The sequence below is a fragment of the Pedobacter nyackensis genome (assembly GCF_900176505.1).
GTDB classification, from domain to species: Bacteria; Bacteroidota; Bacteroidia; order Sphingobacteriales; family Sphingobacteriaceae; genus Pedobacter; species Pedobacter nyackensis.
In genome coordinates this window covers 22,241-45,486 of record NZ_FWYB01000019.1, presented here as the reverse complement: position 1 = coordinate 45,486, position 23,246 = coordinate 22,241, and the positions used below count along the sequence as shown (strand labels likewise).

Genomic DNA, 23,246 nt, shown 5'->3' with positions numbered 1-23,246 from the left:
TTGTTTAGTTGGTTTATATTGGTTGGTTATATTTTAATGTAAAGCACTGTTAAAATATGCTTTCAGCCATATTTCTTTTCCAGATAAATCTTTCCAGATCAAACTTGGAATAATCCGGACAGGCACCAGATTTAGAGGTAATAAAAGCCCCCATTGCAACGGCATAATTCAGCATATCCTCTAAAGGTTCATCGCTTAGTTTCATAGCCAGAAAGGCGGCCAGAAATGAATCTCCACTACCTACCGTATCCTGAACATCTACGTGGTAAGCAGGATAATCATACCTGATTGCTTCCGTGTAGTAAGTAGCACCCCTGCCTCCCTTAGTGATGATGATCTCCTGAAATCCGAAACGGCTAAAAAGCGAATCAATCCTTTCCAATTCAGTACTACAAAACGGATCATACCATCCTGCTATCATTTCCAGTTCGGCAATATTTAATTTTACCATATCACATTTACCCAGCAGTTGCGTAATAAATTCCTTTGAATAATGTGGTTCACGAATGTTAACATCAAATACACGAAACTTAGCATGATCGAGCATTTTTAACAATGCAGCTCTGGATGCTTCATTTCTCGAACCCAGACTTCCAAAAATGAAAGCATCTGCCTGGCTAATCAATTGCTCGTGCTCAGGTTTCCATTGTATAAAATCCCAGGCGACAGGAAATAAAATATCATAAGTTACTTCATCATTCTCCCCAATTTTTGCATGCACCTCTGAAGTAGCATGATGTGGATCCTGTTGGATATAATTTACAGGCAAATCAATAGATTTCAGGAAATCTAGTAATTCATTTCCGACAGCATCATTACCAATGCTACTGATCATAAAACTCTTAAGTCCAAGCTTATGTAAGTGGTAGGCCACATTCATAGGTGCACCACCAGGCTTTTTTCCATTAGGTAATATGTCCCAAAGTACCTCACCGAAACACACCACAGATTTGTTAGAATAGTTTTTCATGAGTTATATTTTTATTTTTTTGATTTAATGCATAACCAGATTGGTTCCAATCTGCTCTAATGATTTCCCGTTAGTTTCAGGCATCCAACGCCAAACAAACAGCAGTTGCAAGACCATCATTGTTCCAAAAAAAGTAAATATTGCTGCCCCACCAAATGTTTCGGCAAGATATGGGAAACAAAAAGCAATTATAGCAGCCATTACCCAATGTGTAGAACTACCTAAGGTTTGTCCCTTAGCCCTTACAGAATTTGGAAATATCTCTGAAATGAATACCCAGATCACGGCGCCCTGAGAAAATGCAAAGAAAGCTATGAACAGCATCATATAAGCCGGAATGGCAAAACCACTATAATTTTCGGCATAAAATGTATAGGCCACTAAAAACAAGGAAGCTATTAACCCTACTGAGCCAACCAGCATCAGCACCCGGCGCCCCACTTTATCAATAAAATTTATGGCGATTAAGGTAAATATGAAATTGATCAACCCAATGCCTACAGTCGACAATAGAGAAGAATGTGCTCCCAGTCCTGCCATTTCGAAGATACGCGGCGCATAATAAATAATGGCATTGATTCCGGAAACCTGGTTAAAAAAAGCAAAAATCATGGCCAGCATTACCGGCTTTCTGTACTGAGAAGAAAAAAGACTTCCTTTGGTTGATTTACTTTCTGAATCTTTCTTCCCCGAATTTTTAATAGCTAACAATTCTTCCTCACAATTTAAGGGATTGATGATTCGTAAAATTTCCAAAGCACGTTCTGTAGCTCCTTTTTTAAGGATCAACCATCTCGGACTTTCAGGTATAAACTTAATGAGTACTAAATATATAAACGAAGGGAATGCCTGTACTCCTAACATCCAGCGCCATGAAGTTTCTCCCCCCTGACTGATCAGGTAATTGGAAAGGTAAGAAATCAAAATGCCCAATACCACATTAAACTGAAACAAGCCAACCAAGCGTCCGCGTCTATTGGCCGGTGATATTTCTGATATATAAATAGGAGCCACAACCGATGAAATACCAACACCTAGTCCACCTAAAAACCTGAAAACAAGAAATACATGCCAGTTATCTGCCAATGCCGTTCCCAATGAAGAAAGCAAGTAAGCTGCAGCAACAAAGTAAAGTGTGTTTTTACGACCGAAACGATCTGATGGTTGTGAACCAATAAGGGATCCGATCACCGTTCCAATTAATGCTATAGAAATGGTAAGGCCATGTTCAAATGCAGTAAGATTCCAGTATTGTTGTATAGATTTTTCTGCACCCGATATTACTGCGGTATCAAATCCAAATAAAAAGCCTCCAAGGGCTACGACCGTGGACCAGGCCAGGACGGAATGTTTGCTCATACGTTTGTTTATATAATGGTTAACGAAACGCAAATTAGGAGAAAGACGAGCCAGCAATGATCAATATTGTATCAAATACATACAAATTCCAAATAAAACACAACACACTGAAAATAAGTACATTAAAAAACACAAAAAAGGAATCAAAACCAAGATCTTCAATTTTAATACCTGAAATGTATAATTTTGATACATGATGTACAACCAAAGTAAAACGAATTAAACTTCTTGATTTTGGGATAGCTTACATTTTTTTTACTTTTACTATTCTACCCCCTTACAAAAACCTAAAAGGATATAATTCATCAAGTTGTGATCAAAAGAACCTTTTCCTTTTATAATACCATCCTATTGCTGTTACTCGCTGGTATTTGCCTCTCCGGTTGCGTTGAAAAAAAGAAAGAACAGGAATATCTGATCGGTTTCTCGCAATGTGTGGGTTCCGATCTCTGGCGTAAAAACATGCTCGAAGAGATGAAAATGGAGTTATCGCTGCATTCGGGTACCAGATTTATTTACAAAGACGCGGACGGGAATAGCAAAAGGCAAGTGGAGCAGGTTAAACAAATGCTTGAGCAGCGTGTAGACCTGCTGATCATTTCTCCGAATGAAGCACAGCCATTAACTCCTGTTGTGGAAGAAGCCTACAGAAAGGGGATTCCTGTAATTGTAATAGATAGGAAAACTTCTTCTGACCTCTATACAGCTTATGTAGGCGCCGATAACTATCAGATTGGAAAGATGGCCGGGGAATACCTTGGAACTTCGTTAAAAGCCAGGGGAAATGTGATTGAAATCATGGGCTTGCCTGGTTCCTCTCCTACTATTGAAAGACAAAGGGGCTTTGCAGATGGAATTAGAAAATTTGAAGGGCTTCACATCAGTAAACAAGTATATGGAGACTGGCTGAAAGAAAATGCAGAGGTTGAATTGCTGAAAATTAAACCTGAACTAAAAACAGCCGATATTGTTTTTGCACACAATGACGTAATGGCCTCTGGGGCCAGGAGAATTATTGATCAGCTACAGCTGAACCGCAGCGTCAAAATCATCGGAATAGATGCATTGCCAGGTAAAGGGGCCGGCCTTGAAATGGTAGGCAATGGCTTGCTAAATGCCAGTGTACTCTACCCTACAGGAGGTAAAGAAGCAATCAGCACCGCCTTCAAAATCTTAAATAAGGAACCATTTTCCAAAGACAATATACTGGGCTCACTGGTCATTGATGCATCCAATGTAGAGCTCATGAAATTGCAGTGGAACAAAATTAGCAGTCAGCAAAAAGATATCGAACGCCAGCAAACCCTTTTAGATGAGCAAAAACTCCTGTTTAAGGATCAGCAGTTGATATTGAATGTAACGATTATTACACTGGTGCTTGCAGTAGTATTAGGCGGCCTTGCCTTTTATTCATTATTGGAAAACAGAAAAATTAACAAAAAACTGGAAGCCAATAACAAGGAAATATTAAGCCAGCGGAACCAGCTGATTGAAATGTCGGAGAAAGCGAAACTGGCTACAGAAGCCAAACTGAATTTCTTCACCAATATGTCGCATGAATTCCGTACTCCACTTACCCTGATACTTTCACCTCTGGAGGATCTGTTAAAGGAGGAAAAAATAAAAGTCATTGCCGGAACCAACCTAAAGCTTATTCATAAAAATGTTTTCCGCTTGCTGAGGCTAATTAACCAGTTGATTGAATACAGGAAAATTGAATATGAGCAAATGAAGATCAAAGCCTCTCCAAACAACCTGGTAGCGTTTGTAAAAGAGATCACAGATAGTTTTCAGCACAACGCCAAAAAAAACAATATCGACCTTCGTTTTATCTCCCCACAACCTGAATTGATGGTCTGGTTTGATGCCAATATGTTGGATAAGGTCATATTTAACTTACTATCTAACGCCTTAAAATTTACAGGGACTAATGGGATAATCGTAGTTGCGATTAAGCAACTGGATGAATTTATTTACGTAGAAGTGGAAGACAATGGCGCGGGAATGACCAGTGAAGAGGCTACTCATGTATTTGAACATTTTTACCAGACGGAGGCGGGATCAACCAAGGGTTCTGGCCTCGGCCTTTCTTTGTCGAAAGAATTGATGCGCCTACACCATGGCAATATCGTAGTAGAAAGTGTAAAAGGAAAGGGTACAAAGTTCAGGGTAAGCTTATTATCCGGAGAAATGCATTTTAGTCCGGAAGAAAAAAGGCAGGAACGACTGGATAAAAAAGAATTGTACGAGCATGCACGTATCTATACAACAGACCTTGATGAGCCGGAGGAAACAACAACTACAAATGCCCTTAGTCCTTTAAAGGAGCAGTCGGTATTGATTATTGAAGACAACCCGGACCTAAGAAGCTATCTTAGCCGAAAGCTCAGCGTCCAATACGAGGTATTTACTGCCAATACAGGCGAAGAAGGGCTCATTGCAGCTTACCAGGAGGTCCCTGATTTGATTCTATCAGATGTAGTTTTACCGGGCATATCTGGAAAGGAATTAACTGAAAAACTGAAATCGGATTTACGCACCTCACATATTCCTATCATTTTGCTCACGGCACAGGGAAGTGTAGCGCAACAAATCAACGGTATGGAAAGCATGGCCGATGCCTATATTGTAAAACCTTTTAACTATGAGTATTTACTGGCAAATGTTAGGAATCTGCTCAAAACAAGAGAATTACTGAAGGCGCATTACACCAGTGACATTAGCTCTTCCGGGAAAATGCAAGTCTCAAAAAGTCTGGATAAAAAATTCCTCAATGATTTTGCAGGTATAGTAGAAGAGAACTTGGGGAACGAGAACTTTAGTGTTGATGACATCAGCAAAGCAATAGGCATATCGAGAGTACAGCTTTACCGCAAGGTAAAAGCTTTATTAGATTGCAGCATTACGGATTACATATTGAGCCGGAGGCTAAAAAAAGCAAGCTATCTACTCATCAACGAGAATTTCACCATTGCCGAAATCACCTATATGGTAGGCTTTTCTACGCCAAATTATTTTTCAACTGTCTTTAAAGCAAAATACGGGTGTTCACCAAGTGAATTTAAGAAAAAACCCTAATGAGATTGGCAAAGTTTTTTGAGAAAGGGGTGTTTTGGACAACCCCTTTTATTACTATCTGGTGAACTTAATCTCAAAGGTTATCATTTCCTTGCCCTCGGCAGTACAATACATCTTCATGATTTGAGTGTTTAAAGTCAGATTGAAAGTATTCGGATTTTGGTAGTACCAGTATAGGTCAGATCTTCTTCCAGTATACCTGTCCACTTGCTTCGGGGATCCTTCGGTCTTGCGTCGGGGTTGCTTCGGTTCTGGCTAACGTAACCCTGACTAAAATTTGAATGACGCACAAAGTATCTCCGTTTGAATAGGACAGGTATACTGGAGGTACACTGGAGGTACACTGAAGGTATACTGGAGCCAACAGCTCTCGTCGAACTAGCTTCCCATTTCCAGGATCTTATCGAACTCTTCAGCCCTCAATGGCATTACAGATAATCGGCCTTGTCTAACCAGGGAAATATCTTTCAGGCTTTCTTCAGCTTTAAGCTGCTCAAGACTTATCGGATTTTATTTTCTATTATTGAAACCTAAAAGCCCTTCTCACGACACTTTAAACCATGTATTTCAGTGTGAGGAATACCATCATGCACATGGTTCTACTTCTGCTAATCATTGTAGCGTAAAAACCTAAACGCCGCTGAAAACAGAAAAACCTCCATCGACATTGATAACTGTACCAGTGACAAATTTTGACTCATTCCCTAAAAGCCAAACCAAAGCCCCGATTAGCTCTTCCGGCACTCCAAATCGCTTAAAAGGAGTGTTACTTATCACTAAACCACCCCGATCCGTATAGCTACCATCTTCATTTGTAAGTAATTGTCGGTTTTGTTCTGTAAGGAAAAACCCGGGTGCAATAGCATTCATCCTTAACTTATCACCATAACGATTAGCCATTTCAACAGCAAACCATCTGGTATAAGCATCAATTGAAGTTTTAGCCAAGGTATAACCGAGCACTTTAGTAATAACACTTTGAGAGGCCATGGATGATATATTTACAATGCTACCTTCGCCTGTCTTTGCTATTGCTTCGCCAAATATTTGGGTAGGAATTAATGTTCCCCATAAGTTTAATTCCATTACCTCCCTAAGGCCATCCATGTTCAGTTTAAATACATCATCAGCAGGCTGAACTATTCCTCCTGGAGTGTTCCCACCAGCAGCATTTACTAAACCATGAATTTCACCAAATTGGTCTATAATTTTATCGCATGCCGCCTGAAGCTGATTTTCAATCAATACATCAGCTTTCAAAGCCAATGCTTTTCCTCCGGCATTGTTTATTTCAGCGGCTCTTTGCTCAGCCAGCTCTAAATTCCTTCCTAAAATACAAACCGTACCACCGGCATTGTGAATTCCCTTAACAAAAGCTCCTCCAAGCACACCTGTACCACCGGTTACTACAATTACCTTGTTTTTTAAAACCATGTTTAAATTTTATATAAAATTAATTAAATAGCATTCGCTTGATGCCCATTTCTAGACCGCGTAATTCTGCCAATCCTTTGAGGCGTCCAATTACCGAATAGCCGGGATAGGTATTATAATTTACGTCATCGAGTATTTTGTGACCGTGATCTGGCCGCATCGGAATGGAAATATCTTGACGTCCGCTATACAGTCTCTTTTGCTGTTCTAATATCACATTCTTCATTACAGCAAACATATCTGTGCTACCGCTCAAATGATCATCCTCATAAAAGCTACCATCAAGCTCACGTTTTACATTACGCATATGCAGAAAATGAATATGTTCCCCTAAACGCTCAACCATACCGGGCAAATCATTATCTGCCCTGGCACCTAATGACCCTGTACAGAAAGTCAAACCATTACTGGCCGACGGGCAACTGTCCAGAATATATTTTAAATCCTCCTCAGTTGACACCACTCGGGGCAAACCAAGGATTGGGAATGGTGGATCATCCGGATGGATACACATTTTAACCCCAGCATGCTCTGCATGCGGCATAATAGCTTTAAGGAAATAAGTAAGATTTGCTCTTAAAGCCGCAGCATCTGTATTGGCATATTTTTGCAATTCCACCCTAAATTCAGCTACTGTAAACACTTCATCTGTACCCGGCAAACCAGCCATGATCGTATTTACCAGATCAGTTTTCTCTGAAGCAGTCAGTCCATCTAAATACGCTTTGGCGGCCTTTTGTTGTGCCAGACTAAATTCATTAAATGCATCTTCCCGTTCCAATATGTATAAATCGAAAGCAACGACAGCAAGGAAATGATACCGCAGCGCTGATGCATTATTACTTAACCGAAAATCGAGGTTGGTACGTGTCCAATCCAGTACCGGCATAAAATTGTAGCAAATCGTTTTTAATCCGGAATCGCCAAGATTTTTGATGGATGTAATATATTTTTCAATATAATGATCACGTTCAGGTGACGCGGTTTTAATACTTTCATGAATGTTTACGCTTTCTACCACCGACCAGCGAAGTCCCGCTTTCTCAATGGTATGCTTACGCATCTTAATCTCATCAACCGTCCAAATTTCACCGGCTGGAATATGGTGTAGAGCTGTCACAATCCCAGTAGCTCCTGTTTGTCTGATGGCTGCCAGTGTAACTGAGTCTGTCGGGCCAAACCACCTAAAAGTTTGTTCTAAATTACTGATCATTTTTTTATTTTTTTACGCTGTTGCATGGTAAAAAGAAAAAGGTTTTAAAGCAACTAAAAGTAAATATAAAAATTAAATATCGCTATTCGTGCACGATAACGCATATGTTTTTTATCATAATTTGTTACTGATTATTATACGGAATGTACTATTATTGTATTCACATATTTAGCCAATCTCTTATAGCTGGCTTAAGCAAACATTGTAAATAATTACTTTATTTTTTTGTTCATGAAAAAGTTAATGCATTGTATCATCTGTCTGCTGCTGTTGGCTATTGCTGCAAAAGCTGAAGTTAAACTTCCCCGATTGGTTAGCAACGGAATGGTACTACAAAGAGACCAAAACATTCATATCTGGGGTTGGGCCGATGTTGGCGAAAAGATTTCCCTAACCTTCAAAAATAAAACATACACCACAAAAGCTAGCAGGGACCGTAGATGGGCAGTGAATATTGAGCCACAACAGGCCGGAGGTCCGTTCAAAATGCTGATCAACAACATTGAGCTTCAGGATCTGCTTATAGGTGACGTCTGGCTTTGTGCAGGGCAATCCAATATGGAAGCAGTAATGAACAGGGCAAATATCAAAGAAAATTACGGCCAGATCATCAAAAACAGCAATTACCCACTGATCAGACAGTTTACGGTTAAAAAAGACATGGCTTTTAAGCCGGTACAGGATGTAGCCAGCGATAAGGGTTGGGTAGCTGTAAATCCACAAACTGTGCTGGATTTTTCGGCCGTAGCTTATTTTTTCGCTAAAGACTTATACGAAAAATACAAGGTGCCAATTGGCATCATCAATTCAAGTGTAGGAGGAACACCTGCACAATCCTGGGTGAACAGTGAATCATTAAAGCATTTACCGGAATATGATAAAATAGCGCAAAAGCTTAAAGATACAGCTGAAGTATCCCGCATATTAAATGCACATCTGTTAAAATCAACTGCCTGGTATAAATCAATTAAAGAAGATGATCTAGGAATAAATGAAAAGTGGTTTTTAACAACTTTTCATCAGGAAGAAAATTGGGAGGAAATACAAAATTTAGCGCAGCTAAATGAGAAAATCACCATGCCTAAGTATGGTTCCATGTGGTTTAAAACGGTAGTTGATGTCCCTGAGCATTTAGCAGGGAAAGCCGCAAATATCTCCTTGGGTATGATGCATACGGAGGATGAAACTTACATCAATGGAGAAAAAACAGGTTCCATAAACAGCGGCTATACCGAACGCAATTATGCAATCCGCCCTGGATTATTGAAAGCAGGAAAAAACACCATTACCATCAGATTGATCAGTCCAACTACCGGAATTGGTTTTAATCCCAAAAACAACTATCAACTCAAATTTGGAAATGGTTCAATTCCCCTGGATAAGCCCTGGAAATTTAGATTTGGAATTGAGACCGCGCTTTTACCGAGGGGAAACGGTTTATCACTACATAGCCCTACCGCCTACTATTATGCAATGATTAAACCACTTGCTGATTATCGCATTAAAGGAATTGTTTGGTACCAGGGGGAAAGTAATATCCCCAAACCTGAAGAGTATCAAGCTTTGCTAACCTCATTAATAGAGGGATGGCGAAAAGATTGGCAGCAGGCAGATATGCCATTTTTATATGTACAACTTGCCAATTACTGCCGTACGCCTGTTGAACCAACGATTAGTAACTGGGCCTTATTGAGGGAAGCCCAAATGAAAACTTTAAAAATACCACACACGGCCATGGTTGTGATTCATGACATTGGCGAGAAAGATGACATACACCCCCGGAATAAATTAGATGTCGGGAAACGTCTGGCTTTGGCAGCAGAGCGACTTGCGTACCATGAAAACATTGTTTTTTCAGGGCCAATTTACAAAACGGCAAAAATACAGGGTGATCAGGTTTATGTTTCTTTCAATCATACCGGAACAGGTTTAAAGTCCTCGGACGGAAAATTAAACACGTTCGAGATATCGGCCGATGGGAAGAATTTTGTTGCCGCACAAGCCAAAATAGCAGGAAAGCAGGTAGTAGTTTGGAATGACACCATTACAAAACCTGTCGCTGTGCGCTATGCCTGGGCTGACAGTCCGGATGGTGCCAACCTGTACAATAACGAGGGCTTACCCGCCTCCAGCTTTAAAAGCAACTAATCATTTATAAATCTTAAAATTTCAAAATGAATTTTCAAAAAACACTTTTCATCGCCCTGTCGCTTGCCCTATCTTTAAATGCTGGTGCACAAAGTTTCAAGGTAGATCAAAATTTAATCTCCACCCCACTTACAGACAGCACCAATTTCTCCCTGCTAAATTCACGCCTCGGCAGTCGCTTCACTTTTTCATTGCTTAATGAAAAACAAAGCATACAAACCGGTAGTCTGGGTTTCGACATGGATGAGCAAACAGGCTTGCTGATTGGTTTAACTGTTAATGGAAAACTCTACTGTCTCAGAACAACAAAGCTACCCAGAAATGCAACCTATTTTAAAAACCAACAATTGAAGTTTGGCCCCTCATCCATGCTGATCAGCGGAGAAACAGCCGAGGGGATTAAAGTCAATTTTACACTAATCTCGTCCTTTACTTCTTCAAAAGACCTCGCGGATAGTTCGGCCATAAAAACACAGATCTTCCCTGGATTTTATTTACAAGTCGATGTAGCAAACGAAAGTCAGACCCCGGTAAACTGTAAACTTAAAGTTGCGATAGCTAAAACACCTGTAAAAGGTTTCAACTTCATGAGCCTCGAACCGATGAAACCAAACAACACAGAACAGTTGGTTTTATTCAGAGACAATGCCAGTTTAAACGGAAAATCGGCATTAGCAGCCATTAAAAGCCCCGCAAAAGGCACTTTTAATGAGGAAGGCTTTGGCGGCTTATTTTATGAATTTAACTTACCTCAACAAGCTAAAAAGGAATTCAACCAAATTTATGCAACCTACCACGAGGGTACTGTGGTTGAGGATAAACGTGTAAACCAGGGCCTCAAATTTTACTATACCGCTTACTGGAAAAATATTGCTGAGGTTTTAAATTATGCAAAAGAACATTATGAGCAGAATATACGCCTGACCCAAAAATTTGAGGATAGTTTAATGAATAGTACCTTAACTCCTCAGGAAAAATGGGTTTTAGCCTTAACCTTTCATACCGATCTGGCGAATACCTTTTTTCTACTGGATCCTAACCATAACGCCCGGTTCTATGTTTCAGAAGGCAGATTTAAACACCTGAGTACTGTGGATGTGGCTCATGAAACTGAGATAAGTGCCATCTTTTGTCCCTGGCGTTTAAAACTTCAGCTAAGCCAATGGACCAACTATATTGCCCGGACAGAGCTTACTGTACCAGCCAATGCGGTTCAGAATAAGCCTGCTTACCAGCAAGGCATGACCGCAGCAGAGTATGGCCCATACTTATATCATGATGTGGGTGATTTACCCTTTGTAAGTGAAACAGCAAACTATAACTATGGGCCACATATGGCAGTAGAAGAGAATACCTCATTCGTGTTATTGCTTTATTACTATTGGAAAATCAGCCATGATGATGCTTTTGTAAAATCCATGCTGGGTACCGTTGATGTTTTGCTGGGATCTGTGATCAATAGGGATACCAATGGCAATGGAATAGCCGATAAGGCTTTCGGCTGGACCACCTATGATGCAAATGAAGCGCTTAAACTTTCGCCAGACAATACCTTTTTAGGAGCCAAACAGCTAAGTGCGTATGCGGTAGCAGCCGAAATGTTCAGAGCCTTGTCCAATAAAGAACGGGTTAACGCAGTAGAAACTACCAAAAAAGGTGTGGTTGATGGTGATGGTGCTGGTTTTAAAAGTATAAATGTTGCTGTAAATAACGAAGGTTTAAGAAATAAACAGGCACTTCTTTTTGAAAAGGAAGCCAGTCTCATTCTCGCCACCTTAAAAAAAGCACAACATAAATACGGCTATATTCCGGTAAGTTTAGATGAAACTTTTCCAAAATGGAACCAACGTTCGGTAGTGATTGGTGAAGGCTTATTTTTGCCTGGTCTTGCCGGATCTAAATCGCCGGTATTAAATCAGCTTGCAGCTGTATTGAAAAAAGACTATGCCGCAACTTATGCACAAAGCGTCACCGATTACGGCATTAAATTAACCACCCAGGAAGGCACGACCTGGTTTAGCAAAACCATTGTCGCCGATGTTGTGGCAGCACAATGGTACGGTATTAAACATTCCTCTGCCCCTTACATTTACCAATGGAACAAAAATAGCCCTTATGCCTATAACGACGGTTTACTTAAAAAAGATGATGTCTGGATCGGCTACTGGTATCCGAGAGGCATATCGATATTGGGGTATTGGCTTTTACAAAAACCAGATAAATAAAATCATTTATTGATTCAATAAATCAGCATATCTCTTTTCCAGAAAGTTTTTCATAAAGAGGTTTACTTCCCACAAATCGCTAACATCATGTTGATGAAATGGCAATTGTGGCATGTATGGATAAGGGCCAAATTCACAGGTAATAGTCAAAGTATCCGACTTCAACATCAGGTGGTGTTGCACTATCGCATCCCACCATTGACAATGAAAATCAAGTGCTTCCTTCCACTCAGGCGCTGCAGGATGATTTACCTGCGGCCCTCCGGGAAAACCTACCCGGGAATGAAAATGATCCGTGCGATCTATAGCCAGATCCAGGATATCCTGCTGATCCTGCAAATAAGACTCAGCTACACAGCACCAATGAGAAAAATCTGCTGTTATTCTTAAATCAGGATATTTATGTAAATACCCGGCGGTATTAGAAGTGCAAAAACTAAACTTACCGCGGTGTGTTTCATGCAGTATCCGCAAGCCTGTTTCCTTACTTACCCGCGCTGCCAGCTCTATCAGTTCACTATTTTGTTCGAAAATAAAAAAGTCCTTCCCTGTTTGCGAATTGATAAAAAGTGGGTTGGCAGATGCCAATGCATACAGCCGCGTTTCAAATTGTTTAACATGCTCCTTAAAGTCTGCCGTAGCGGTTTCAAAGTGCTGGCCAATCCAGCTCAACCCATTGTCATTTAGCTGTGTAAACATGGCTAGCTTTTCATCCTCATCAGATGGCAGACCGGCTTCTACGCCCGCATAGCCTGCAAGCTTCGCTTTCATTGCAAAATCAGCCCATGATAAATGCCTGTTTCCCCATCTGGGGATAAAAAATTTAATTTCCATCTGATGTTTAATTTGTATTCAAGTACTGTAACTGATAGGCTTTGGGTGTGGTCCCCTTCATGCGCTTAAACAAGCGGTTAAAATACGACGGATTGTTAAAACCAGATTCAAAGGCTACCTCAGCAATGGTAAGATCCCCCTTTAATAATAATTTAGCTGCATTCCCCAACCTGATTTCATTCATGAAATCTTTAAAAGTTTTGCCTGTTTTCTTCTTAAAATATCTGCAAAATGCAGCAGTGTTCATATTACATCTCAGGGCAATATCCTTTAAGCTTAAATCGGACTTAAAATTGTTCAGCACATAATTGTAAACCGTATCTATTTTTTCTATGTCGTTACTTTTGTATTGATGCGCATAACCTATGCTACATAAATAATCGTATGGTTTCTGCGTGGCGATGCTGAATAAAATTTCTGTCAAGGCTATTGTCTTCTGTCCTTCATCAAGCGTTAAAAAACTGATTAACTTTTGTTGTAAATCCTCATTATGCCCGGCAATACAAATCCCCCTTTTCGCGTCATTCAATAGATCAAAAACGGGTTTCATGGGCGGAATGCTAAGAAATTCACTGCCTGCATAATCCTGATTAAACCTGATGATAATCGCTTCAGCACCTTTTTCTTCCGTATTTTGATAATAGCTGTTGTGGTTACGCCAGTAATGAGGCAAACGAGAGCCCAGTAGTATGATTTCGCCAGGTTTAAATTCCGAAATATGGTCCCCTATAAATTTAGTCCCTTCACTATTAATCACGAAAGTGATCTCCAGTTCATCATGAAAATGCCAGGGATTGGCAAAATATCTTACCTGCTCTCTACGTGCATCAATATAAAATTTGCTGTAAGCCGGAACTTTGAGATGAAGTGGTTTCATTGCACAAAAGTTAACTATATAATACCACAAATCACCATCAGAGCAAATTTTGTTTTATAAGAGGCAAAATTCGCGCTAAAAGCCGCTTCATTTTTGTCTTAGCTTCGTTTAAACCAAATCTAATAATTGCACCATGAATGAGATTTTCATTCTTTAATCGAGCGGTATGAAAATTTCTTACGGATGGAAAATCTGCATCCTCCTTTTCTTTAGTACCACAATTAATTACCTGGACAGGCATGTTTTAAGCATTTTAGCACCTGAGCTCCAACAACTGTATCATTGGAGCGAAGTGGAATACAGTTATATTGTTACGGCCTTTCAGATTTCTTATGGCTTAGGTGTGGTGTTAACCGGAAAATTACTGGATAAGTTTGGCACCAAATGGATATTTGGCGTTGCAGTAGCCTTATGGAGTGCCGCAGGGATGGCCCATGCCTTTGCAAAAGGCGCTATTGGTTTTAGCGTAGCCAGATTTAGTTTGGGATTGGGAGAATCTGTTAATTTCCCGGCCAGTGTTAAAACTGTGGCCGAATTATTCCCTGCTTCTCAAAGGGCATTTGCTACCGGTTTTTTTAATGCCGGCTCAAATATCGGTGCCATTGTAGCTCCCCTGTTGATTCCATTCATTGCTTATAAATTTGGATGGCAATGGGCATTTATCTTAACTGGCGCTTTAGGTTTTATATGGGTGTTTTTCTGGCTTATCACCTATAAAACGCCGGTACAAACTCCGCAGATAAACACAGAATTACCTGCTGTTAAAAGCTGGAAACAGGTAGTTTTAAAAAAGGAAGTATTAACCATTTGTTTGGTCAGGTTCATTTCAGATCCAACCTGGTGGTTCTTACTTTACTGGCTTCCTAAATTTTTAAACGAGACCAAGGCGGTAAGTACCGGTTCATTAGGATGGCCGCTGGTTACGGTGTACGTATTGGCCGATATAGGCAGTCTGGCTGGAGGTGCTTATTCCTCCTATTTAATTAAACGTGGCAAGGGCGTATATGCTTCAAGAAAACAAGCATTACTAGTATGTGCTTTAATTGCCCTCTTACTATGCGGAGTGGGTTTTACCGACAACCTCTGGATCGCGGTAGTGATGATTGGCTTAGGGGCAGCGGCGCACTGCGGCTGGACAGCAAATATATTCGCGACCATTACTGATGTTATTCCAAAAGACGAAGTTGGCACTGTGATGGGCGTAGCTACACTTTCAGCAGTAAGTGGAGGAATTATACTCTCACTATTAACCGGACGAATCCTGGCCCTTACAGGTGGCTACAGCAGCATATTCATGATCGTAGGCTGCACCTATCTGCTAGGATATGTCTTACTCACCCGTTTAATTCCAGAAATAAAAACAAATCAAACACAGGAAAATGGACTATAAAAAATTAAGTATCGCAGATCAGGCATTGTTTAACGAAGATGGTTATGTATTGATCAAAGGAATGCTAAAACCCGAAGAGGTGAAGAAGCTATATGACATTGCCATACATGATGAAGTAATCAGTAATAAATCATTCGACAGAGGCGATGCGAATGGACTGAGAACCAAACTCGCGTTATGGTATTCATTGGGCGATGACGCCTACAGTTTATTAGCGCGCTCCAAACGAATCGTGGAAGGAGCCAATCTTCTGCTGGAGGGAGAATCAGCCCATTTCCATTCCAAACTCATGCAAAAGGAGCCGAAAGTTGGGGGTGCCTGGGAATGGCACCAGGATTACGGCTATTGGTACCGAGACGGATTCCTATATCCACAGCTATTAAGCGTACTTACAGCATTAAGTCCGTCGACTAAAGAAAATGGTTGCCTGCAGGTTATTAAGGGCTCTCATCGCGTCGGAAGAATAGAACACGGCTTTAGCGGAGAACAAGTTGGTGCAAATCAGGAAAGAGTAGATGAGCTGCTCAAAAGGCTGGAACTGGTTTATGTAGAAATGGAAGCCGGGGATACTTTATTTTTTCATAGCAATACCTTACACCGATCGGATGCCAACCTTAGCGATGCCCCGAGATGGTCCTTAATTTCTGCATATAATTTAATCAGCAACAAGCCTTACAAAGGGAATTACCCGTCAGCAAGCGAAGCCATACAAATTGTAAATGATGAAACATTGTTAAAATCAGACAGCGAAGGAATACAGGAAGATGCCAACTTTTTGATTAAATAAAGCGGCCTGTTCTTTTCAGTTCTGACCTCTTTACATGATAATTAAGCTTATATTTAGTTTTTTATTATTGGATAGTAGTAATACTTTTACAAAAGAATTCAATATGCACAAATGAAAACAAATATGCAAAGCGGTGTAAAGGAGATAGCGAGAAGAGCGAATGTTTCTACAGGTACAGTTGATAGGGTGATAAACAATAGAACCGGTGTTTCAAAAACGACCAAAAATAAAATATTGGCCATTATGAAAGATCTGGATTATCAGCCTAATATTTTAGCACGAAGACTTGCATCTAAAAAAGTATTGCGCTTTGCCAGTTTAATCCCCGCTGTTTCTACAGAAACTGAATACTGGGCCGCCCCTATTAAGGGCATTGAAATGGCCGAAGCCGAGATTAAACAGTTTGGAATTGTGATTGATAAATATTTTTATGATCAGAACGACAAGCAATCGTTTGTAAAACAAACAAAAAGTATTCTTAAAACCGCGGTCGACGGCATATTGGTTGCCCCTATTTTTATTGAAGAATCATTAGCGTTCTCTAAACTTTGTAATCTTAAAAAAATCCCGCAGGTTTTTATCAACTCTGATATTCCAAATGAATCCAGACTGAGCTATATTGGTCCTGATTTATTTCAAAGTGGTCATTTAAGTGCCCATATGGTTAACTATCTGGTAAGGAAGGGGGATAAAATCCTTATTGTAAACATCTCTAAAGAGATAGATAGCTACCATCACCTGATGAGAAAAGAAGAAGGTTTCAGGGCTTATTTCAAAGACCATAAAAAGAAGGTCCGCATTATAAAAACCGACATTACACCCGACACGGACTATGCTTCCGTTTCAAAAAAACTGACTGAAGTACTCAGCGATCATAACGACGTAAAGGCGATTTTCGTAACAAACTCAAGGGTTTTCTCTGTGGCCCAGTTCCTGGAAAAAACAAATCAGGAGGACATTTTTTTAGTCGGTTACGACTTCTTACCTCAAAGCATCGAATTCCTGAAAAAAGAAGTAATCGATTTTTTAATTTGCCAAAAACCTCAGGAACAAGCCTATAAAGGCATCATGGCCCTATACCAGAACGTTGTTTTAAATGCAGACATAGAAGCAACCCAATATATGCCGATCGATATCATCACTAAAGAAAACTATAAGTCGTACCGGAACTAACCCGCTTTATTGACCGGTCATTTTTTTATACCTCAACAGGGCCTCTAAGTAATAATAATCTGCGTAAACAATCGGGGTATTGATCTCTGAATTAGCTGGTTTATGCCCCACCGAATGCTTCAAAATAAAATTATTATTCTCATTTAAATTCGCAGTATAGGCCGGGGAAGCTAAACTCGCCAGCATTTGCTCAGCAGTAGAGAAATACAAGGCTTTGTTCTTTTTGCTGTAAGTACTCAACTCTAAAAATGCGGATGCAAATACGGCTGCGGCCGAAGCATCTCTTTCCTCATTTGGAATACCTGGTGCATTAAAATCCCAGTAAGGCACTTTATCCTGCGGAAGATTTGGATGGTTGATGACGAACTGTGCAATACCTTCCGCCTGTTTAAGGTACTTTTTATCTTTTGTTTCCCTGTACATCATGGTGTAACCATATACCGCCCAGGCCTGTCCCCTTGCCCATGCAGAAGAATCTGCGGCACCCTGATGTGTTTTTTTCCTGAAAACTTTAGTTCCCGGCAAGTAGCAGATCACATGAAAACTACTATAATCTTTCCTGAAATGATGTGCTAAAGTATTATCCGCGTGAGTTACAGCGATATCATAGAGCTTTTTGTCCTTCGACTGCCTGGCAGCCCAAAATAAAAACTCCAGGTTCATCATATTGTCTATGATCACAGGGTACTCGCAATCCGCATGTTTATCCCATGATTTGATTAAACCATATGCCGGATTAAACCTTGTGGCCAGAGAACTGGCACCAGTAAGCATCGGTTCTATATATTCCTTATTTTGAGTCAGACGGTAGCCATTCCCATATGGGCAATAAAGCATAAAACCCAAATCATGTGTACTGGTATTATACTTTTCCTTGTCTAACGCTTTTGTCCATTTATCTGCTGAAACTTTCCATTGTGCCTCGCCTGTGTATTCATACAAATACCATAAAGACCCTCCAAAAAAACCACTACACCACCAACCAGAAGTCCTGTTATCTGGTGTTCCATTTTTCCTTGTGGATTGTGGAAATTGGGTTAAGTCCGGATGCGTAGCCAACATATTGGTATATTGTCTGGCTGCAAATCTGAATGCGCTGTCTACATTTACCAATGGCTTTTTCTGGGCTAAACCATCAAAAATTATCGAAGTCATTAAAATGAAAAGTACGGCTATTTTCTTCATGTTCGTATTGATGCTATGTATGGTTATTGTTGTAGATATTTCATATTAGTTAAACTGGAAACTTACCGTTGCGCCTTTATGATCTCCTTGTGGCAGACTGATGGGCACAGGTTCCATAATTTTAAGGAATTCCGAGCTAAAGGTAACATGTAAATCTGTTAATTTCTGAGTAGGATCTGAAAGGTACAGGATAGGATTTCGCGTCTTTATTGCTTTGATCAATAATACACAAGGCTGATCAACAGCAATAGAAAAATTTTGCGTTGTCAGACTGCCCGCCTCATAGAACACCACCTGTACCATCTGAAGGTCCACATGCTCAACTGCCTGAATTTCGGGAGTATTCCTTAATATACTGATCGCGCTCAACGTTCTCATTGCGCTCATCGCCAGACCCTTGTCCCCCATCAGCTCTTTTTCACTGATTCCCGGTTTTACGATATAGGCGTAAGACTGTTTAACAGGATCTACCCCATGGTCAAACCAAAGCTTAAACACCTTTCCCTCCACTGTACTTTTTGATCTGTTGGCATTTATTAAGTTCCAGCTGCCTTTCTGCTTTTCATTGGTTAAGCTGATTTTACCCTGATTTGGAAAGTAATAGGCTATGCTGTCATGCCAGATCCATTTAACATCATTAGCAATAAACCGTCCATTAACATTTATTAATTTACCACCATTAAAAACCTTTACCGGTCCCTTTTGCCAGGCCTGGTTGATGGTTGTAGCAATGGGTTCTTTAGCGAAACTATTGATATCTGTGCCCAGACATACCACTTCATCATCGAAGAAAAACCATGCTTTTTTCGCAGTAACCTCATTGTAATCCAATTGGTAAACTGTTGTTCCATATTTCCCATCAGATGCCCCGCCAACAAAACTCCCTACCCCTCTTTCTCCCCACTCAATCGTTGTTCTTTGGTCTGCCGCATAATCCCGGCCGGTAATGCCCGGAATTTTATCCCATTCCCAAACGGGCATGATGTTAAAATACTCAGCGCCACTGCGCTGGATATTGGTAGAGCCATCAGGTAAAAACTTCCCTGTTAAATTCTCCTTATTTCCATATTCGGTTCTAATGGTACGTTTAGAAACCGTTCTCACATTAAATGAATAAGCCGGTCGGTTATGCAGGGTATAGTCTCCCTTATAAAAATGGATATGAGCAGGCTCGACATCAAAAGACGGGCCTTGCAATTGCAAAATCCGTTGTTCCGCCTTTTCTAAAACAACCGCATTTTCCGGGTTCACCTCTTTTGCCAATCCCAACAAGCTGTGTTTTCCTCCTTTTGAGGTAATATTAATTTTGTCCAGTATATCATTTCTCGCAATCCCACGGCCTTCTGTATTAAAATCAATATATCTGCCCCTGATCGTTTTTAAGTAAGTACCTGTTAAATACTGATCCAGAATTTTTAGCTTTTCTGGCTGGATCGCATAAGTGGTTCCCAACAACCAGGAGGCCACCTTATATTCGCCAGATAAAAAAACCTGACCGTAGCTAGCTATCTGTAACTGTGGCCCGTGCTGACGATAGGAATAGTCATATTGCAAACCCTCTTTGTTACCTAATGAAATCGGCATAAATACCTGCTTAACGGCCGAATCCATTAGCGCTTTATCCCTGCTGATACATGCCCTGTACATCATGTGAATGGCAATATCCGACTTATTGGCCCCAATTGCTCTTACTACATCACCCTGATTCATCAGATTTAACAAGGAATCCTGTAAAGCTGGAGGCAGCGCATTTCGGTTCTTTAAGAGCAGCATGATCTCCCCGAGTGCTGTGGGGGAAGCAATATCATTTTGAAACCAATTGCTGCTTCTTGGATTTTGTTGTAACCAATACCTCAAAGCATGGATAGTTTGAACTGCCAGTTTATTTTGTGCAACCTCATTTGCTTCGTTTAAAGCCAATACCAACGCAAATTGCTTAACCCGATTTAAATGTCCGAGCGGAGCCCAGCTCGTTTCGGCCTGAGACGAATAATCAATCGCCGACCAGCCGCCATTATATTGAAGGGATAATGCATTGTTCCTGACTTCCTGATGGAGCTGGCTGATGTCAACATCTTCTTTTAAATATTTAGCGATCCTCGATTCAATAACCTGAAATTCATCCTGACCGTATGCAGTACTTATTGCCAGACAAAATAAACCAAGAACACCATAAAACCTGCAAACAAACTTTTTCATTCTGACTTATAGGAATAGCTTCATTTATCTGCTTTTTTTATTGGGTACCGAAGCCATAACAAAGGTTAATTGCCCGCCATCAGTGATTTCACTATGGATAATATACAAACGATCCAATACTTTCCCATTTAAAAGCACCTGCTTTACGTAAACATTTTTATCTGATTGATTTTTTGCTTCAACAATAAATTGCTTACCATTTTCAAGATTAATGGTTGCGTTTAATACAGCCGGACTACCGAGATCATAACGATCAGAAGCTGGTGCCATTGGATAAAAACCAAGTGACGATAGGATATACCAGGCACTCATTTGTCCGCAATCATCATTTCCTCCCAGGCCGTCGGGTCCGTTATGATATTGTTTTCCCAAAATCATTCTCACAGTCTTTTGGGTTTTCCAGGGCTGTGAAGTATAATTATAAAGGTAAGCAACATGATGCGCGGGTTCATTTCCATGTACGTAATTACCAATGATACCTTCTCTGGTGATGTCCTCGGTATGCGCAAAAAAGGCATCGGGCAAATCCATTGTAAACAGGGAATCAAGATGAGGAATGAATTTTTTATCACCTCCCATAGTCTGGATTAATGCACCTGGGTTTTGAGGAACATAAAGACTATAATTCCATGCATTACCTTCTATAAAACCCTGCCCTTCTGTCTCTAAAACATCAAAGTTTTTTCTAAAAGTCCCGTCTGATAAACGTGGTCTCATGAAACCGATAGATGTATCATACACATTTCTCCAATTTTCAGACCGTTTAATGAAGGTATTGTAAACTTCAGTATTGCCTGCTTTTTTTGCCAGCTGTGCAATGCACCAATCGTCATAAGCGTATTCTAAAGTATTGGATACCGCCGTCCTGTTTTTATCAGAAGGCACATAACCTTTATCTATATAATCTCCTATACCTTCGTAATTACGCTGATTTGCGGTAGCTACACAGGCTGCTAAAGCCTTATTTATGTCACCATTAAAATTGCCTTTAATGATGGCGTCGGCAATTACCGAAACACTATGGTAACCGCTCATGCACCAGGTATCATTTGCAGAGTTAGACCAGACTGGTAACATCGGTAAAGCACTTTGATCAAAGTGTGCCAGCATAGATTTCACCATGTCGCTATTTCTCTGTGGCTGTACAATGTTAAAGAAAGGATGTAAGGTTCTGTACGTATCCCATAAAGAAAAGGTCGTATAATTCTTAAATCCTTTGGCCTCATGTACCTTTTGGTCTAACCCCATATACTGATTATTTACGTCCATGTAAACCGTTGGACTTAAAAAAGCATGATACATAGCCGTATAAAAATTGATGGCGTCCTCCGTCTTTTTTGTTTTGACTTCAATCTTCTGCAATTCTTTGTTCCAGAGCTGCTGGCCTTGTTGTTTAACCTGGTTAAAATCCCATCCAGGTATTTCGGCCTGCATATTCATCAGGGCATTGTCGCTGCTTACCGAAGAGATCGCAAATTTTATTTTTACCTTTTCAGCTTCCTCTGTATCAAAATTAAAATACATTCTGATTTGCCTGGCCGCCATTTCCGGGAAGTTCCTGGTCTGATCAAATTTGGCCCAGAATCCTTTGTACACTTCCTTTTTGGTGAAATCTTTAGCACCATAAGACTTAAATGGCTTAGAAAAAGACATCGCAAAATAGACCTTACGATTTTTTGCCCATCCATTGGTTTGTCTATAACCTGTTACCAAAGAATCATTCACTACGCGAACATAAGTCCAGACATTTTTATTGTCGTAGTTATAAATCCCATGCATCAAATCCAATATAATATTTGCCTCTTTAGATTTCGGGAAGGTATACTGGTGAAAACCAACGCTTGCAGAAGTTGTTAACTCTGCCAAAACACCATCATCATCTAGTTTCACCTTATAATAATTGGCTTCAGCAACCTCATTTTGATGACTGTATTTTGAACGGTAGCCACTTTCTGGTTGCGTAGCGGTACCGGGGTTAAGTTGTACTTTACCTACAGTTGGCATCACTAAAAAATCCCCCAAATCCGAATGCCCTGTACCGCTATAATGCGTATGACTAAAACCTACTATCGTTGGATCATCATACTGATAACCTGCACAATATCTATAAACATCCTTATTATACTTCCCATTATCTTCATAAGAAAGCGTATCGGTATCCGGACTTAGCTGTACCATGCCAAAGGGCACAGTAGCTCCCGGATAAGTATGTCCCATCTTTTGCGTACCAATAATGGGTTTTACATATTTATATAAATCGCTCTTACTTTGAGCATTTACAAAACATGCAGTAGTCCCTATGATAGCGGTAACAATTAAACGTTTACTAAACTGGTTCATTACAAATGAAGGATTAAGCTGTAGCCTTAAATAT

15 protein-coding genes and 1 pseudogene are annotated in these 23,246 nt (G+C 40.2%); 6 read left to right on the top strand and 10 right to left on the bottom strand.

Annotated elements, in window-relative coordinates; all coding sequences use genetic code 11:
* Positions 1–49: 49 nt before the first annotated feature.
* Positions 50–970 (bottom strand): carbohydrate kinase family protein, encoded by a 921-nt coding sequence (locus tag B9A18_RS22835; RefSeq protein ID WP_084291896.1) that lies wholly within the window; start codon positions 968–970, stop codon positions 50–52.
* A 24-nt stretch (positions 971–994) separates the two neighbouring features.
* Positions 995–2,329 (bottom strand): sugar porter family MFS transporter, encoded by a 1,335-nt coding sequence (locus tag B9A18_RS22830; RefSeq protein ID WP_084291894.1) that lies wholly within the window; start codon positions 2,327–2,329, stop codon positions 995–997.
* Between the two features lie 312 nt (positions 2,330–2,641).
* Between B9A18_RS22830 and B9A18_RS22825 the strand changes: the two genes are divergently transcribed.
* Positions 2,642–5,407, top strand: a complete 2,766-nt coding sequence (locus B9A18_RS22825) for a hybrid sensor histidine kinase/response regulator transcription factor (RefSeq protein ID WP_235005420.1) — start codon at positions 2,642–2,644, stop codon at positions 5,405–5,407.
* Positions 5,408–5,785: 378 nt separating this feature from the next.
* On the opposite strand, the pseudogene B9A18_RS22820 reads toward B9A18_RS22825, so the two are convergent.
* The 3 genes and pseudogenes from B9A18_RS22820 to uxuA form a co-directional block, all read right to left on the bottom strand.
* Positions 5,786–5,917: pseudogene (locus B9A18_RS22820) on the bottom strand (EVE domain-containing protein); the annotation flags it as partial.
* Positions 5,918–6,037: 120 nt separating this feature from the next.
* Complete coding sequence (locus tag B9A18_RS22815) at positions 6,038–6,841, bottom strand: SDR family oxidoreductase (protein WP_084291892.1); 804 nt, start codon at positions 6,839–6,841, stop codon at positions 6,038–6,040.
* A gap of 19 nt (positions 6,842–6,860) precedes the next feature.
* Complete coding sequence (gene uxuA, locus B9A18_RS22810) at positions 6,861–8,054, bottom strand: mannonate dehydratase (protein ID WP_084291890.1); 1,194 nt, start codon at positions 8,052–8,054, stop codon at positions 6,861–6,863.
* Positions 8,055–8,285: 231 nt separating this feature from the next.
* Between uxuA and B9A18_RS22805 the strand changes: the two genes are divergently transcribed.
* The gene (locus B9A18_RS22805; protein ID WP_084291888.1) at positions 8,286–10,202 is read left to right on the top strand and encodes a sialate O-acetylesterase; all 1,917 of its coding nucleotides are present in this window, start codon (positions 8,286–8,288) and stop codon (positions 10,200–10,202) included.
* A 26-nt stretch (positions 10,203–10,228) separates the two neighbouring features.
* Positions 10,229–12,427, top strand: coding sequence for a glycoside hydrolase family 52 protein (locus B9A18_RS22800; protein WP_084291886.1), 2,199 nt, complete (start codon positions 10,229–10,231; stop codon positions 12,425–12,427).
* Between the two features lie 6 nt (positions 12,428–12,433).
* Here B9A18_RS22800 and B9A18_RS22795 read toward each other — a convergent pair whose 3' ends face one another.
* Entirely contained in the window at positions 12,434–13,261 is an 828-nt protein-coding gene (locus B9A18_RS22795; RefSeq protein WP_084291884.1) for a xylose isomerase, read from the bottom strand.
* A 7-nt stretch (positions 13,262–13,268) separates the two neighbouring features.
* Positions 13,269–14,138, bottom strand: a complete 870-nt coding sequence (locus B9A18_RS22790) for an AraC family transcriptional regulator (protein ID WP_084291882.1) — start codon at positions 14,136–14,138, stop codon at positions 13,269–13,271.
* A 166-nt stretch (positions 14,139–14,304) separates the two neighbouring features.
* Between B9A18_RS22790 and B9A18_RS22785 the strand changes: the two genes are divergently transcribed.
* The 3 genes from B9A18_RS22785 to B9A18_RS22775 all read left to right on the top strand — a co-directional run bounded on the left by B9A18_RS22785 (position 14,305) and on the right by B9A18_RS22775 (position 17,488).
* Positions 14,305–15,528 (top strand): MFS transporter, encoded by a 1,224-nt coding sequence (locus B9A18_RS22785; protein ID WP_084291880.1) that lies wholly within the window; start codon positions 14,305–14,307, stop codon positions 15,526–15,528.
* Positions 15,518–16,315 carry a phytanoyl-CoA dioxygenase family protein gene (locus B9A18_RS22780; RefSeq protein WP_084291878.1) on the top strand — a complete coding sequence of 266 codons (798 nt, stop codon included), beginning with the start codon at positions 15,518–15,520 and terminating at the stop codon, positions 16,313–16,315. The genes B9A18_RS22785 and B9A18_RS22780 overlap by 11 nt, the downstream gene beginning before the upstream one ends.
* A gap of 111 nt (positions 16,316–16,426) precedes the next feature.
* Complete coding sequence (locus B9A18_RS22775; RefSeq protein WP_084291876.1) at positions 16,427–17,488, top strand: LacI family DNA-binding transcriptional regulator; 1,062 nt, start codon at positions 16,427–16,429, stop codon at positions 17,486–17,488.
* Between the two features lie 6 nt (positions 17,489–17,494).
* Here B9A18_RS22775 and B9A18_RS22770 read toward each other — a convergent pair whose 3' ends face one another.
* The 3 genes from B9A18_RS22770 to B9A18_RS22760 are packed head-to-tail and all read right to left on the bottom strand — an operon-like array spanning position 17,495 to position 23,212.
* Positions 17,495–18,673, bottom strand: a complete 1,179-nt coding sequence (locus B9A18_RS22770) for a glycoside hydrolase family 88 protein (RefSeq protein ID WP_084291874.1) — start codon at positions 18,671–18,673, stop codon at positions 17,495–17,497.
* 45 nt (positions 18,674–18,718) lie between these two features.
* Positions 18,719–20,872, bottom strand: a complete 2,154-nt coding sequence (locus tag B9A18_RS22765) for a polysaccharide lyase family 8 super-sandwich domain-containing protein (RefSeq protein ID WP_084291872.1) — start codon at positions 20,870–20,872, stop codon at positions 18,719–18,721.
* A 24-nt stretch (positions 20,873–20,896) separates the two neighbouring features.
* A complete protein-coding gene (locus B9A18_RS22760) occupies positions 20,897–23,212 on the bottom strand; it encodes a GH92 family glycosyl hydrolase (protein ID WP_084291972.1) in 2,316 nt (771 codons plus the stop codon).
* Positions 23,213–23,246: the final 34 nt, after the last annotated feature.

Bases quoted from the DNA above. Each gene is read 5' to 3' on its own strand.
- B9A18_RS22835 (WP_084291896.1), bottom strand. From the start codon at position 970: ATGAAAAACTATTCTAACAAATCTGTGGTGTGTTTCGGTGAGGTACTT.
- B9A18_RS22830 (WP_084291894.1), bottom strand. From the start codon at position 2,329: ATGAGCAAACATTCCGTCCTGGCCTGGTCCACGGTCGTAGCCCTTGGA.
- B9A18_RS22815 (WP_084291892.1), bottom strand. From the start codon at position 6,841: ATGGTTTTAAAAAACAAGGTAATTGTAGTAACCGGTGGTACAGGTGTG.
- uxuA (WP_084291890.1), bottom strand. From the start codon at position 8,054: ATGATCAGTAATTTAGAACAAACTTTTAGGTGGTTTGGCCCGACAGAC.
- B9A18_RS22805 (WP_084291888.1), top strand. From the start codon at position 8,286: ATGAAAAAGTTAATGCATTGTATCATCTGTCTGCTGCTGTTGGCTATT.
- B9A18_RS22800 (WP_084291886.1), top strand. From the start codon at position 10,229: ATGAATTTTCAAAAAACACTTTTCATCGCCCTGTCGCTTGCCCTATCT.
- B9A18_RS22795 (WP_084291884.1), bottom strand. From the start codon at position 13,261: ATGGAAATTAAATTTTTTATCCCCAGATGGGGAAACAGGCATTTATCA.
- B9A18_RS22790 (WP_084291882.1), bottom strand. From the start codon at position 14,138: ATGAAACCACTTCATCTCAAAGTTCCGGCTTACAGCAAATTTTATATT.
- B9A18_RS22785 (WP_084291880.1), top strand. From the start codon at position 14,305: ATGAAAATTTCTTACGGATGGAAAATCTGCATCCTCCTTTTCTTTAGT.
- B9A18_RS22780 (WP_084291878.1), top strand. From the start codon at position 15,518: ATGGACTATAAAAAATTAAGTATCGCAGATCAGGCATTGTTTAACGAA.
- B9A18_RS22775 (WP_084291876.1), top strand. From the start codon at position 16,427: ATGAAAACAAATATGCAAAGCGGTGTAAAGGAGATAGCGAGAAGAGCG.
- B9A18_RS22770 (WP_084291874.1), bottom strand. From the start codon at position 18,673: ATGAAGAAAATAGCCGTACTTTTCATTTTAATGACTTCGATAATTTTT.
- B9A18_RS22765 (WP_084291872.1), bottom strand. From the start codon at position 20,872: ATGAAAAAGTTTGTTTGCAGGTTTTATGGTGTTCTTGGTTTATTTTGT.
- B9A18_RS22760 (WP_084291972.1), bottom strand. From the start codon at position 23,212: ATGAACCAGTTTAGTAAACGTTTAATTGTTACCGCTATCATAGGGACT.